Below are 13,936 nucleotides of genomic sequence, written 5' to 3'. Positions count from 1 at the left end.
CCTTTTACGGTTTACCTATCACCCCCGCAAGCCGAAAAATGCAGGGATGTGAAAGTTTTTTGGCGGGGCCGGGTGCTGGCCTAATTGGCCTCGGCTGCATCCTCCAGCCGAAGCTGCACAGATTGCCGTCCGCCCCATGTGTTGACCTCAAGCCTGCCGGCGAAATGGAACCGCGCGCCGCCATGGTTGGACAGCTTTTCGCCCATCGGCCCGTCGAACGCTCCGAACGCGATGGCGTCCAACCCGGCGCCTACGCCATCGGACAGCGAAAGTTTGAGATGAGATTCGCCCACTCGTTTGGCAAAGCGCACTTGTAGATCAGGCAGGGCATACCGTGGGGCAGGGGCACTTGCCCCAAATGGACCTGCCTCTTCGATCTGTTCGATAAGGTCCACTGTGGCTGCGCCCGGCATCAATGTGCCGTCCAGTTTCAGGTCCGCCGGGCCGCTGTCGCCCGCGCCTTGTTTGGCCAGAAGTTCAGACAGCCGCGCCATGGCCGGTTCCAACTGATCGCGCATCACGGTCAGACCGGCGGCCATTTTGTGCCCGCCGCCTTTGACCAGCAGCCCCTCGGCAGCCAGTCGCTGAATCGACGCACCCAGATCAACGCCCGAGACAGAACGGCCCGAGCCTTTGCCCTCATCCCCGTCAAAGCCGATCACGATGGCAGGGCGGTTCGCGGCCTCTTTCAGGCGAGAGGCGACGATGCCGACGACGCCCGGATGCCAGCCCTCACCTGCTGCCCAGACCAAGGGTGCGTCCAGCCCGCGTACTTCGGCCTGTTCCATGGCGGCCGCGCGCACGGCGTTTTCGATATCGCGGCGCTCGGTGTTCAGTTCATCAAGCCTCTGCGACAGCGCTTCAGCCTCGTGCGGCGACTCGGTGCTAAGTAGACGCGCGCCCAGATCGGCCTGACCAATCCGCCCGCCCGCGTTTACGCGCGGGCCAAGCAGGAACCCCAAGTGATAGCTGTTGGGGGCCGAATCCATCCGTGCCACATCCGACAGGGCCACCAGACCGGGCCGCTGCCGCTGGGCCATCACCTTCAACCCCTGCCGTACCAGCGCCCGGTTCGCCCCGATCAGAGGAGCCACATCGGCAACCGTCGCCAGCGCCACCAGATCCAACAGTGAGATCAGGTCAGGCCCCTTAACTCCGGCCTCGCGCAGTTGCCTCCCCGCCTCGACCAGCATCAGGAACACCACGCCCGCCGCACAGAGATAGCCAAGATCGCCGCTTTCATCCTGCCGGTTCGGGTTCACGACTGCCGCGCAATCAGGCAGGGTCTCGCCCCCCAAATGGTGATCCAGAACGATCACATCCGCACCCTTGGCAGCCGCTATCGGTTCATGGCTGAGGGTGCCGCAATCGACGCAGATGATCAGGTCGTGACGGGCGGCCAGGTCCTGCATGGCGGGTACGTTGGGGCCATAGCCTTCATCAATCCGGTCGGGGACATAGAGCGTTGCCTGAAGCCCCATCTGACGCAGCCAGACCAGAAGCAAAGCGGCTGAGCTGCCCCCATCCACGTCGTAATCGGCAAAGACGGCAATTCGCTGTTTGGCGCGTACCGCCGCCAGAAACCGGGTCGCGGCGGTTTCCATGTCTTTCATCGCGCGGGGATCGGGCAGTAATTCTTTCAGCTTGGGGTCCAGAAACCCGGGAGCCTCCATCGCGGGAACGCCGCGCCGGGCCAAAACCTGACAGACCGCACGCGGCAGGCCCGCTTGTTGCACCAGCATCTCGGTCGCGCGTTCCACATCTGCCGAAGGGCCGACCCAGCGCCGCCCGGACAAAGACTGTTCAACCCCTAGAAAGCTCATGACCTGCCCCTGATATGCCAAGGCCGGACCCTCGCGGACCCGGCCTTTGTTATTGTATGGATCGACTTGCGCACGCGGTTACGCGTTGTCGTGCGACCACATTGGCGTGCGGTAGGACATGCGCCGAACCGACCCGGTTTTCGACCGCATCAGCAGGGTGGTGGTCTCAACCCAGCCTGGCTCGCGTTTGATGCGCGGCAACAGCGATCCTCCGGTCACGCCAGTCGCGGCAAAGATGACGTCCGCTGTCACCATCTCATCGCGCGCATAGACACGGTCCAGATCGGTGATACCCGCCTTGGCCGCTCGTCCGCGTTCGTCATCGTTGCGGAACAGCAGGCGGCCAAAAATCTGACCGCCCATGCATTTCAAGGCAGCCGCAGCCAGCACACCCTCGGGCGCGCCGCCTTGACCCATATACATGTCGATGCCGGTCACTTCGCTTTCGGCACAGTGCATCACGCCCGCAACGTCACCATCGGTGATCAGACGGATGGACGCGCCGGTCTCGCGCACCTCGGCGATCATGGCCTCGTGCCGGGGGCGCTCAAGAATGCAGACGGTGATGTCGGCGGGTTCACACCCCTTGGCCTTGGCCAACGCTTCAACCCGTTCACGCGGGCTCATGTCCAGGCTGACGACACCTTCGGGGAAGCCGGGCCCAACGGCAAGCTTGTCCATGTAGACGTCAGGTGCGTGCAGCATCGAACCGCGCGGACCCATTGCGATTACAGTCAGCGCGTTGGGCATGTCCTTGGCGGTTAGCGTGGTGCCTTCCAGCGGGTCCAGCGCGATATCAACGCCGGGGCCGTTGCCGGTGCCAACCTCTTCACCGATATACAGCATTGGTGCTTCGTCACGCTCGCCCTCACCAATGACAACGACACCTGCGATGTCCAGCAGGTTCAACTGTTCACGCATGGCGTTCACAGCAGCCTGATCCGCAGCCTTTTCGTCCCCGCGACCCACCAGAGATGCCGACGCGAGTGCGGCCTGTTCTGCCACCCGCGCTAGGCCCAGTGACAGCAGGCGGTCGTTGAAATCAATCTTGGCAGCACTCATTTTTCAGTATCCTTAACTCAGTATCGGCGTTGTTTTGGGCATAGCCTGCGTTTTGGGCAGGCCGCAAGGGTCAAACCTCTTCGATCCGCAGGGCGACAGGCTCTCCGGCAACAACGTCTGTCTCGCGGAAGCCATCCAGCGCAACGTCGAGCGTGGCACGCGTTGTTTTATGCGTAACGATCAAAACCGGCGCGGTGCTTTCGGAATGCCCGTATTGGCGCATCCGATCGATCGACACACCTGCATCGCCCAGAATAGCGGCAACTTTAGCCAGCGCGCCGGGTTTGTCGAACAACGCAAGACGCAGATAATAGGGGGCAGGCAGGCCCGTGATCGCCGGGGCTGCATCCTGAAGCGATGTAGCTGGGCGCCCAAACGTCGGAATTTGCAGTCCGCGTGCCAGATCGCAGACATCACCCATCACAGCGCTGGCCGTGGGCCCTTCGCCTGCGCCAGGGCCGCGCAGAACAACCTGTTCCACTGCGTCGCCTTCGATCACGACCATGTTCGTTCCGCCTTCGAGCTGTCCCAAAGGTGAACCGCTGGGTACCAGACAGGGCTGCATCCGCTGTTCCAGCCCGCGCGCGGTTCGTTGTGCGATGCCCAGCAGCTTGATCCGGTATCCCATATCATCCGCCTGATGAATGTCATCGAGGCTGATTTGCTGGATGCCTTCGATCTCGATCCCGTCGAAATTCGGCTTGGTGCCAAAAGCGATTGAGGACAGCAGGGCCAGCTTGTGTGCGGCGTCGATTCCGCCGACGTCTAGATTTGGGTCGGCCTCAAGATATCCCAACTGCGCGCATTCTTCGAACAGAGCGTTATAGCCAAGTTCCTGCGACTGCATTCGCGTCAGGATATAGTTACAGGTGCCGTTCATCACCCCCATCACGCGGGTAATCTCGTTGCCTGCAAGCCCTTCGGTCAGGGACTTGATGACGGGAATACCGCCTGCGACGGCGGCTTCGAAACGAATGACGCGGCCAGCGGCCTCGGCCTTTTCCGCCAATTCCTGACCGTGGATTGCCAGCAGCGCCTTGTTTGCGGTGACGACGTCCTTGCCACTTGTCAGCGCCGCCTCGACCGAGGCTTTGGCGGGACCATTCTCACCGCCCATCAATTCGACAAATACGTCGATATCATCGCGTTTGGCCAAAGCGACCGGGTCGGTTTCCCAAGCGTAGTCAGACAGGTAGACGCCACGGTCCTTGCTCGCATCCCGCGCGGATACTGCCACGATTTCCACAGGGCGGCCTGTCCGCGCCTGCAACAGGTCCGCATGACGGCGCATGATCTTGACGACGCCCACGCCGACAGTTCCCAAGCCCGCAATTCCAAGCCGCAGCGCCTGTGTCATCCCGTGGGTTCCTTTCCGCTCGTAATTCTTTAATGCCGGGTTGCCCCGTTCAACGCTGCCTTAGCGGGTTCGGCGAAGGGGTGCAATGCGTGGTGAGCCGCAGCAATCACTTGGTCAGTTGATTTGTTCGCTTTGTAGCTGATCCGCCTTTTTCTGCAGCTCTTTGCGCCGTGTCTCAAGCTCTTCCTCTACCTCGGATGCCTCGCTGATCGGGTCGATCGTAGGGCCAAGGTTTTCTTGTAGGGGGATTAGTTTTGGATAGCGCGCTGATTTCAGGCTGGCTGGTTCGCTGCCTTCCAACTCAGGAAAGTCGGCACAGGCCGCACAGCAAAGGGTCAGGATCAGCAGGGGCAGGGGTTTCATACTGCTCTTTCGAATACCATTGCCCCCGTGATGCACTTTTTACCGTGGGCATTCAAGCGGGGTTCTATCTGAACATCCGTTCATATACGGTTGGGGCATGGCACGCACACAAGGTTCCCATTCCGATATTACCGGCCCCCGCATCCGAAAGGCGGCTTTGCGCCTGTTCGCGCAGCAGGGCTATGCCGCAGTTTCCATGCGCCAGATCGCGGCAGACGTCGGCGTGCAGGCTGGCGCGCTTTATAATTACACGCCGGACAAGCAGAGCCTTCTGTATCGCCTGATGAACGATCACATGCAGCATCTTCTGTCGACCTACGCAAAGCTTGAAAGGCCAGCGACCGCCCTTGAGGCGCTGCGCCAGTTTGTCGGTTTCCATATCCGGTTCCATCTTGAGCGTCCGGATGAGGTGTTCATTGCCTATATGGAGCTGCGCAACCTGACCCCCGAAAATTTCGGTGAAATCGAGGCGTTACGCCGGGCTTACGAAGACTCGCTCGAACAAATCCTAAAGGATGGGCAAGAGGTAGGGGCCTTCTTGGTCGCCGACACCAAGATGGCGACCTTGGCCGTCATTGCCATGTTGAACGGCGTGATGACGTGGTATCGCGCAGGCGGACGCCTTTCGCTGGATGAAGTCGAACAGGTCTATTGGGATATGGTCCGGCGATCCGTGACCGCCTGATCAATGCGCGGGCCGGATGAAGGTGCCGTTGCGCAGTTCCCGGAATGCCTGCTCAAGCTCGGACCGTGTATTCATGACAATCGGGCCGTGCCATGCAACCGGTTCGTCTATCGGTGTGCCGGAAATCAGCAGAAATCGCACACCCTCAGCACCTGCCTGAACCGTGATCTCGTCGCCGGTTCCGAAACGAACCAAAGTTCGGTCGCCTGACATATCGCGGATATTGACCTCTTGCCCGACGATTTCCTTTTCAAGCAGAACGCCGGTGGGTTGAGATGCATCCGCAAATGCCGCTTGCCCCTGAAAAACATAGGCAAACGCCCTGCGGTAGGTGTCGATACGAAACGTCTTTTTCACACCGGCCGGGATATGAATGTCAAGATATTGCGGATCGGCGGCGATGCCGTCTACGGGACCTGTCTTTCCCCAGAATTCGCCGACGATGACGCGGACCGTCGTGCCATCGTCATCCGTGATCTCTGGGATGTCCTTGCTTTCGACATCCTGATACCGCGGAGCCGTCATTTTCTGGCCGGACGGCAAGTTTCCCCAAAGTTGAAACCCGTGCATCTGACCCGCAGCGTTCCCTTTTGGCATCTCTTGGTGAAGGATCCCCGAGCCTGCGGTCATCCATTGCACGTCGCCTGCGCCCAGCGTTCCGGTATTTCCAAGAGAGTCCGAATGCTCGACTGTTCCCGACAAGACATATGTGATCGTTTCTATCCCGCGATGTGGGTGCCACGGGAAGCCAGCCTGATAATCCCGCGGGTGTTCGTTGCGAAAATCGTCAAACAGAAGAAACGGGTCAAGTTCGGACGGGTCTTGAAATCCAAAGGCACGATGCAACTTGACGCCGGCGCCCTCCATCGTCGGGACGGATTTCCTGATTTCCAAAGTGGGTCGTAGCGACATCGCGGCCTCCTGTTACTTGGTCGATCATGTAGTCTGTGCGCAATGTGCGTCAATTTGCGATTGGGCACGTGCTATGTGCAAAAATTAGCAATCAAACCGCCTCTGTCTTTCACCGCGGAAAGCCGCTAAACCCGGTCGAAATCATGCAGGGGATGGACATGCAGCAGGAAGTTCTGGCCACAGTAAAAGCGTCGACGCCCAGGCGGTGGCTTGGGGTTGGTATGTTGGCCGTGGTCGGTGCCATGGTTCTGTACGTGGCCTTGGCCGCGCCGCCCGAACCCCATTGGCAGGTGTTCCTGATCGCTGTTGGCGCTGCTGCGTTTTGGCTGGCGTATCGCATGTGGAATGCGACCGAAGATTGGATTGAGCTGACACAGACCGAGCTGCGCACCGGAACAGGGCGCATCATTGCGCGCGTTCAGGATGTCGAGGCCGTTGACCGAGGGGTCTTTGCGTTCAAACCATCAAACGGTTTTCTTGTGCGGACAAATTCCAAGGAAAAGAACGTTTGGGCACCGGGTCTGTGGTGGCGACTTGGGCGTCGGGTCGGTATCGGAGGAATGACCGCCGCTGCTGAAACCAAGTTCATGTCCGAGATGCTGTCTGCGATAATCGCAGACAGAGCATAAATCAGACGTCAGCCGCGATCTCGTTGGTGAAACGGGGGCGGGTGAACACAAAGTTGCGGAACGTATAGTCGTCAGAAACCCAACCGGACCCAAAAACAGGTACATAGTTGTTGGCTGTTTCGACGATAATCAACGTGTCCTGATCGGGCATCGGGGGCAGGCTATCCCGCATGTCCTTGATGTTCCCGTCGGTCCAGACTTGATTGTACCCACGTTCGGTTGACCACCGGACGTAGTGGCGATCATCCACTTCATCAAAAACAATGAGCGTGACCCGCAGCTTCATTTCCGAGCCATTGTTGACCATGCGCAGCATCAACTCATACAGAGAATCCACATAGGTGTCCGTAACTGTTTGAGTTTCCCGCGAGATGAGGTCGCCGATTGTATAGGCCGCCTTCAGGTTGGCCGCGCTTTGACGGAACCCGTCGAAAAAAGTGAAGGCCCCCGTCACAGTCCAGACCAGCATGGGGAATATCAAAACAGCTTCGACGGTCAGCAGACCGCTTTCGTCACGCGCGGTGCGGCTGAAGAGTTTTTTGAACTTGGACAGAAAGGACATGGGTCTATCAAGGCTCCTGAACAAATGCTGTGGTCGCGGTCAACGCGATCTGGCCAGTTTCGTCCGAAAGCGCACGACCCATCGCAGAGGTCGGGAACACCGGATCAACTTTTGCGCATGCGCGCAGGATCATCAGTTCGTTGGACTGGCCTTGTTTGAATTGACGCACGGGCTTCACTTCTTCGGAATTGTCAGTGCAATCCGGGGCAGGGGGCAGGTCGACGCCAACAAACGCGTTTTGGATGATCATCTCGAGCCGCAGGTTCTTCCCGCACTCTCTGACCATAATTGCCTTGTTGCAGATCGAGTCCTTGATCTGATCGTGGGTCAAGTTTGAGCCTGTGCCCAGGCGAATGTCCCGAACGGACTGATCGACCGCGCGCTCCAGCATCGCCTGCTGCAGGGTGACAAGCGAATACTCCACCGCGCTCAGGATGAAAAACAGGAACGCGGGGAAAATCAGCACGAACTCTACCGTCACAGAGCCGGCCTCTGATTTTCGGAATTTCAGGAGTTTTGCCAGGGCTTTCATGCTCATTGTGTCAGCCTCAGTTTTTTGATCGACGAAGCGATGGAGACAAAGGCGTCTCCCAGCGAAATACCTTCTGGATCATCGAATTCGTCGACTTTGTAGACATGACTGTCCGAACTCGCACAGTTCTTGATGGTCGTCAGACCTTCGTCCGGTGCTTCGAACGCGATACCGTAAACGATCACGCCCATGTCTTTGGCAGCGCCGCAGATGTTGCTGGTGCGCGTGTTCTTGGTTGTCGCACCCACCGATGAGCGAATGTTATAGTGCCAGTTACTCTCGTGGTTGTTCTGCCAGTAATAGTTGTTCTTGGCATTCCACCAGGTCGAAGCAAGGTTGAAGAGTTCAGGATAGGTCAGGCGCACAGATGTGCCGACTTCTTCGTTCGAAGCGTTTTCGTCGGGCGGATTGCCAAACGGATGCGTCGCCGTGACATAATAGCCCGCCGCATCTGTGTGCTGCATCCAGACCCAGCGATCCGGATTGGTCGAATAGCGAACACTGTATTCACCCAACTTACCATCGCCCCGGTCGTATTCGGGGTTGAACCAGACATTCGAATTGCCGCTGCGGTAATTTGAATTCAGCATATACTGCGTCGTGTTCTTACCGTCGGTCATGACGATGATAACTTTCAGAACATCATCCTCATAGCGCAACGGACGGTCGTCGAATTTCACAGGAACCGCGCCTTCGGTCGACAAGCTTTTGATAATGCCCTTGAATTTTGGGTCCAACATTGCGGATCCCCACTTCATTCCAACGTCGATTGATGTGTTGCCTTTCGCGGTCAGGGCATCAATGCGGTTGTGAAGTACGTCGATATCGTCTGTGACGGCCGTAATTTCACTGCCGACGCGGGTTGGGCACACAGGATATCTTGGAAATTGCTCTGCACCATTGGTGTAGCGGAACGGGTCAAAATGCGCGGTGCGCTGGAATGCCGAAGTCGGATCCATTGACGGGTCGTCAAATTGGGTCGACGAAAAGTTCACGCAGTGCGAATAGCTGTGTTCAGAGGTGACATTGCTGAACTTGCTCAGAATATCCTCGCCCGCATTTACCTGCGTCGCGTAAGGAACAATCGACATGGAAACTTCTGTCGCGTCTTGCTTCGACAGCATCAGCGTAACGAATTCTTTCGCGGCATCCCGCAGAACTTCGATCTTGGTTTTGCCGGCTTCGGCCGACGGGTTGTCCATCGAACCCGACATGTCGAGGACCAGCGAGATTTCGACAGCACCCACTGATTCTTCCGCAGTGCTCGCGGCGCGTGCGGTCAGTGAGTTGACCCCCGAAAAGCTCATGAAATGCGTTTTGACGACGGTTTCGGCGGTGGCCGAAACGGTTCTTGATCCCAATCCTTCAATCACGACGGGTTCGCCGACAAGTTTGCCTTCCAATCCGGCTTTTTCCAAATAGGAAGCAACAACCTCTTTCGGGGGCAGTTTCTGATCAAGGTCGGCCGCAGCCAGCACGGCGCGATCCAGCGTCGACTGCAAATTCGCGCGGTCACGCTCATAGTTCATCAAATCGACGCCCATCCCCGTTGTGGCGAAGATAACCAAGAAACCCAATAGTACGAAAATCGTGAACGTCCCGTCTTCGCGTTCAGCGAAATCGCGGACCGGTGCACTCTTTTTTCCAAATTTTCCAAATCCGCTGACAATAGCGTTCTTAATCATAGTGCTGACCTCGCTGAGCAGTGGCTTGGCCCTGCTAAGGAAAAGTTAACGCCAGAAAATTAGCTGGGAAACGTGGCGGGAATTGGGCGAAAAAACCTTAGATTAGGCCCTTTTCCTGTCGAATGGCGGATAATTCACAGAGTTCGCGCCGCTCTGTATTCTGATTGGGGACAATTCCGGGCGATGATCGAAAAGACTGCGACTCACCGCGGTTCGGTAAAAAAGTGTGAGGATTTTGAATTTTATTTTTGCTTAAATATTGATCGTTTACGCAAGGGGTGCGACAAAAAGTCAGAGCGTAGATCGCTCTTTGGCACGGAGGATTAAATGACGGCCACAAACGAACCCAGCTTTCGAGAGAGTGTTGATTTGATGTTCAACAGGGCGGCGTCCCTGATGGACCTCCCTCCGGGGCTAGAGGAAAAGATCCGGGTCTGTAACGCCACCTATACCGTGCGATTTGGTGTGCGGCTACGGGGCGATATTCACACGTTCACAGGGTACCGTTCTGTTCATTCAGAACATATGGAGCCGGTGAAGGGCGGTATCCGCTTTGCGTTGGCCGTGAACCAGGATGAGGTTGAAGCACTGGCGGCCCTGATGACCTATAAGTGCGCTTTGGTCGAAACACCCTTTGGCGGGTCCAAGGGGGGATTGTGCATTGATCCTCGGCAGTATGAGGAACACGAGTTGGAGCAGATCACGCGCCGGTTCGCGTATGAGCTGGCCAAGCGTGATCTCATCAACCCTTCGCAGAACGTCCCGGCGCCGGATATGGGCACGGGTGAGCGTGAGATGGCGTGGATGGCGGATCAATACGCCCGTATGAACACCACCGATATCAATGCGCGCGCCTGTGTGACTGGCAAACCCCTGAACGCTGGGGGGATCGCGGGGCGGGTCGAGGCCACGGGCCGGGGTATCCAGTATGCGCTGCGCGAATTTTTCCGGCATCCCGAGGACGTCCAAAAGGCAAACCTGTCCGGAAGGCTGGATGGGAAGCGCATTGTCGTACAAGGGCTGGGCAATGTGGGTTACCACGCCGCCAAGTTCCTGAGCGAGGAGGATGGCAGCCGTATTGTCGGTATCATCGAGTGGGACGGAGCACTTTATAACCCGGACGGAATTGATGTTGAATCGGTTCGACAGTGGATCGTCAAACACGGTGGCGTAAGCGACTATCCCGATGCGACCCATTCGGCAGACGGTGCGGCGGTTCTTGAGGCCGAGTGCGACATCCTGATTCCCGCCGCCTTGGAAGGTGTCATCAACCTGACCAATGCCGATCGCATCAAAGCCCCCCTGATCATCGAGGCTGCAAATGGTCCGGTGACTGCGGGCGCCGACGAGGTTCTACGCAAGAAAGGCACGGTTATCATCCCCGACATGTACGCCAATGCGGGCGGTGTGACCGTTTCTTATTTTGAGTGGGTAAAGAACCTCAGCCACATCCGGTTTGGCCGAATGCAGCGCCGGCAGGAAGAAGCCCGCCACGAGCTGATTGTAAGTGAGCTTGAGCGGTTGGATCGCTATCTGGGGGATGCCTGGTCAATGTCACCGGACTTTAAGTCCAAGTATTTGAAGGGCGCCGACGAATTGGAGCTTGTACGCTCGGGCCTGGATGACACGATGCGTATCGCCTACCAGTCCATGCGTGAAGTCTGGCATAACCGCGACGATGTCGAGGATCTGCGGACAGCAGCCTATATCGTGGCCGTGGACCGTGTGGCGAAAAGTTATCGCGCCAAAGGTCTCTGACGCATATGAAATCGGGGCGGTCGATTAAATGTTCGGCCGCCCTTATGTTTTCGGAAAGTACTCCGGGCAGGTGCAAATGGGCGATGGCGGGGATGCCCAGTGGCGGGTAAGCTGCCCGGAAGGAATCAAATCCGGGAGACAACCGTGTTGCGAATAGCAATGATTGCCTTTCTTGCGGCCACGCCTTTGGCTGCGCAGGAAGCCAAGAAACAAGACTGCCAATATCAGGCCGACGTCGTCGCAGCGATTCAGAAAGCGCGGCTTGATAAGGTGAAAGAGCGGGACGTGCCGGAGGCCGTTGCTGCATCAGCCCCGACTTGGCCGGATAATTACAATGCCGCAATTCCGCTGATCACACCGTGGGTCTATGAGCAAAAGATGCGCGATATCCGCAAAAAGGACCTTGCTGCCGCATGGCTGGAGCTGTGTTTGCAGCAATAATCCACAAGTTCAGTAATTCGCTGTGGACAAACGCGCGTCATCCCCTTGGCGCGCGTTTTCATTTCTGTCAGGTTTGACCCATGTCGTTGCCCCCCGGATTTCTTGATGAACTGCGCACTCGCCTTAGCCTGTCTCAGGTCGTTGGGCGCAAGGTCATGTGGGATCAACGCAAGTCCAATCAGGGCAAGGGTGACATGTGGGCGCCGTGCCCGTTTCACCATGAAAAGACGGCCTCGTTCCATGTGGATGATCAAAAGGGGTTCTATTACTGCTTTGGTTGTCACGCCAAAGGCGACGCGATCAGCTTTGTGAAAGACACCGAGAATGTCTCGTTCATCGAAGCGGTTGAGATTCTGGCACGCGAGGCCGGGATGCCGATGCCACAGCGTGACCCCAAGGCGCAGGAAAAGCAGGACCGCCGTGCGCAACTGGCTGAGGTGATGGAGCAGGCTGTGCAGTTCTTCCGCCTGCAGCTTAAGACCGGTGCAGGGAATGCTGCGCGCGACTATCTGACCGGCAGGGGGCTAGATGCGCAGGCGTTGGACCGGTGGGAGATCGGCTTTGCCCCCGATGGATGGCAGGCGTTGTGGGACCATTTGACGGGTAAGAACGTCACCGAGGACTTGATCCTTGGGGCAGGTCTGGCGAAGCCGTCGAACAAGGGCAAAAAACCTTACGACACGTTCCGAAATCGGATTATGTACCCGATCCGCGACCCGCGCGGGCGCTGCATCGCTTTTGGCGGCCGGGCGATGGACCCAAATGACAACGCCAAGTACCTGAACTCGCCCGAGACTGAGCTGTTCGACAAGGGGCGCAATCTCTATAACCACGGTCCCGCGCGGCAGGCTGCGGGTAAGGGGCAACCTCTGATCGTTGCCGAAGGGTATATGGACGTGATTGCGCTGGCCGAGGCTGGGTTCGGCGCGTCCGTTGCGCCTTTGGGCACGGCGATTACCGAACATCAGTTGCAATTGCTGTGGCGGATATCGGACGAGCCGATCATTGCACTGGATGGCGATACAGCCGGTCTGCGCGCCGCGATGCGCGCGGTTGATCTGGCGCTGCCGTTGCTTGAGGCTGGCAAATCCCTGCGCTTTGCCCTGATGCCCGAGGGCAAAGATCCTGATGACTTGCTGCGTGCCGAAGGGCCGGGGGCTGTGCAATCGGTGTTGGAGGGCGCAATCCCCATGGTCAAACTGCTGTGGCAGCGCGAAACCGAGGGTAAAGTGTTCGACAGCCCCGAGCGCAAGGCTGCGCTGGACAAGGTGCTGCGCGACAAGATCAAGCTGATCCGCGACCCGTCGATCCGGTCGCATTACGGGCAGGAAATCAAGGATTTGCGCTGGCAGCTATTCCGCCCACAGCGCCAGTCGCAGAATCGCCCTTGGCAACCGCGTGGCAAGTGGCAGCCCAAACCGGCGGCGACACCGGGTGCGCGCGCTTCGTTCCTTGCTTCGTCAGAGGGCGCGGAAATCCAACTGCGCGAAGGTGCGATCTTGGCGATCGCGGCGCTGAACCCGCAGGTCGTGGTGCAGTTTGAACATCAATTGGAAGAGATGGAGTGTCGTGACCCTGATCATGCCGCCCTGCGCGGCGCGATCTTGCGCCATGCTATTGATGATCCCGACAACCTGAAAGACCACATTGCCGAAACTTTGGGGCCGGACGCCCTTGAAAACCTCCTGCGCCTTCGCCATGTCGCAGTGATCCCCTGTGTGTTCAAACCGGGCGACGTTGAGAAGGCCGAGATGACACTGGCCGAGGAACTCGCAAAAATCAAAGCTCTCAGGGGGTTGGACGCAGAGATTGCCGAAGCCGAGGAGGAACTGTCTGAACTGCCGGATGAGGCGCTGACATATCGGCTGGCTCAGGCCGCCGAAGAGCGAAACCGCACAAGCCGCAGTCAGAACGAAGACAGGGCGATTTTCGACGTGGCCGACAATGGCGCGCGAATCAACCGCGACGAGAAAGACGCGTTCGAGGCAATCATGTCCGGAATCAATTTTGAGCGAAAACGCCGGTAAAGTGGTGTTTTCGTAAGGCACTGGAAAAGAAAAACGAGTAAACGGGTGGCCGAATCACTTCTACGCGCTAATGATTCGGCTCAGACGAATCACCCATCCC

At 58.0% G+C, this 13,936-nt stretch carries 13 protein-coding genes; 5 read left to right on the top strand and 8 right to left on the bottom strand.

Going from position 1 to position 13,936, the window contains the following annotated elements; genetic code table 11:
• Positions 1 to 80 precede the first annotated feature (80 nt).
• The 4 genes from recJ to GOV88_RS03065 form a co-directional block, all read right to left on the bottom strand.
• Positions 81 to 1,823 (bottom strand): single-stranded-DNA-specific exonuclease RecJ, encoded by a 1,743-nt coding sequence (gene recJ / locus GOV88_RS03080; RefSeq protein WP_171239507.1) that lies wholly within the window; start codon positions 1,821 to 1,823, stop codon positions 81 to 83.
• Positions 1,824 to 1,901: 78 nt separating this feature from the next.
• Positions 1,902 to 2,885 (bottom strand): class II fructose-bisphosphatase, encoded by a 984-nt coding sequence (gene glpX / locus GOV88_RS03075; protein WP_171120956.1) that lies wholly within the window; start codon positions 2,883 to 2,885, stop codon positions 1,902 to 1,904.
• Positions 2,886 to 2,955: 70 nt separating this feature from the next.
• Entirely contained in the window at positions 2,956 to 4,242 is a 1,287-nt protein-coding gene (locus GOV88_RS03070) for a homoserine dehydrogenase (RefSeq protein ID WP_171239506.1), read from the bottom strand.
• Positions 4,243 to 4,356: 114 nt separating this feature from the next.
• A complete protein-coding gene (locus GOV88_RS03065; RefSeq protein ID WP_171122734.1) occupies positions 4,357 to 4,605 on the bottom strand; it encodes a hypothetical protein in 249 nt (82 codons plus the stop codon).
• Positions 4,606 to 4,702: 97 nt separating this feature from the next.
• Here GOV88_RS03065 and GOV88_RS03060 point away from each other — a divergent pair, with 97 nt between their 5' ends.
• Positions 4,703 to 5,290: a TetR/AcrR family transcriptional regulator gene (locus GOV88_RS03060; RefSeq protein WP_171239505.1), complete on the top strand. Its 588-nt coding sequence runs from the start codon at positions 4,703 to 4,705 to the stop codon at positions 5,288 to 5,290.
• Here the strand turns inward: GOV88_RS03060 and GOV88_RS03055 are convergent, their stop codons facing one another.
• Complete coding sequence (locus tag GOV88_RS03055) at positions 5,291 to 6,202, bottom strand: pirin family protein (RefSeq protein ID WP_171239504.1); 912 nt, start codon at positions 6,200 to 6,202, stop codon at positions 5,291 to 5,293. It abuts the gene before it with no gap.
• A gap of 158 nt (positions 6,203 to 6,360) precedes the next feature.
• Between GOV88_RS03055 and GOV88_RS03050 the strand changes: the two genes are divergently transcribed.
• Positions 6,361 to 6,831 (top strand): hypothetical protein, encoded by a 471-nt coding sequence (locus tag GOV88_RS03050; RefSeq protein WP_171239503.1) that lies wholly within the window; start codon positions 6,361 to 6,363, stop codon positions 6,829 to 6,831.
• 1 nt (position 6,832) lies between these two features.
• Here GOV88_RS03050 and GOV88_RS03045 read toward each other — a convergent pair whose 3' ends face one another.
• The 3 genes from GOV88_RS03045 to GOV88_RS03035 are packed head-to-tail and all read right to left on the bottom strand — an operon-like array spanning position 6,833 to position 9,610.
• On the bottom strand, positions 6,833 to 7,393 hold the full coding sequence (locus GOV88_RS03045; RefSeq protein ID WP_171120967.1) for a TadE/TadG family type IV pilus assembly protein: 561 nt from the start codon (positions 7,391 to 7,393) through the stop codon (positions 6,833 to 6,835).
• A 7-nt stretch (positions 7,394 to 7,400) separates the two neighbouring features.
• Complete coding sequence (locus GOV88_RS03040; RefSeq protein ID WP_171120969.1) at positions 7,401 to 7,931, bottom strand: TadE/TadG family type IV pilus assembly protein; 531 nt, start codon at positions 7,929 to 7,931, stop codon at positions 7,401 to 7,403.
• Complete coding sequence (locus GOV88_RS03035; RefSeq protein ID WP_171239502.1) at positions 7,928 to 9,610, bottom strand: TadE/TadG family type IV pilus assembly protein; 1,683 nt, start codon at positions 9,608 to 9,610, stop codon at positions 7,928 to 7,930. Before GOV88_RS03035 ends, GOV88_RS03040 begins: the two co-directional genes overlap by 4 nt.
• A gap of 327 nt (positions 9,611 to 9,937) precedes the next feature.
• On the opposite strand from GOV88_RS03035, the gene GOV88_RS03030 reads away from it, so the two are divergent.
• The 3 genes from GOV88_RS03030 to dnaG all read left to right on the top strand — a co-directional run bounded on the left by GOV88_RS03030 (position 9,938) and on the right by dnaG (position 13,836).
• A complete protein-coding gene (locus GOV88_RS03030; protein ID WP_171239501.1) occupies positions 9,938 to 11,368 on the top strand; it encodes a Glu/Leu/Phe/Val dehydrogenase in 1,431 nt (476 codons plus the stop codon).
• 144 nt (positions 11,369 to 11,512) lie between these two features.
• Positions 11,513 to 11,809: a hypothetical protein gene (locus GOV88_RS03025; protein WP_171120975.1), complete on the top strand. Its 297-nt coding sequence runs from the start codon at positions 11,513 to 11,515 to the stop codon at positions 11,807 to 11,809.
• Between the two features lie 80 nt (positions 11,810 to 11,889).
• Positions 11,890 to 13,836, top strand: a complete 1,947-nt coding sequence (gene dnaG, locus GOV88_RS03020) for a DNA primase (protein WP_171239500.1) — start codon at positions 11,890 to 11,892, stop codon at positions 13,834 to 13,836.
• Positions 13,837 to 13,936 lie beyond the last annotated feature (100 nt).

Source organism: Ruegeria sp. HKCCA5491, from assembly GCF_013034565.1.
GTDB lineage: Bacteria > Pseudomonadota > Alphaproteobacteria > Rhodobacterales > Rhodobacteraceae > Ruegeria.
The sequence above is the reverse complement of the archived record's forward strand: the minus strand, read 5'-3'. Positions and strand labels throughout refer to the sequence as shown.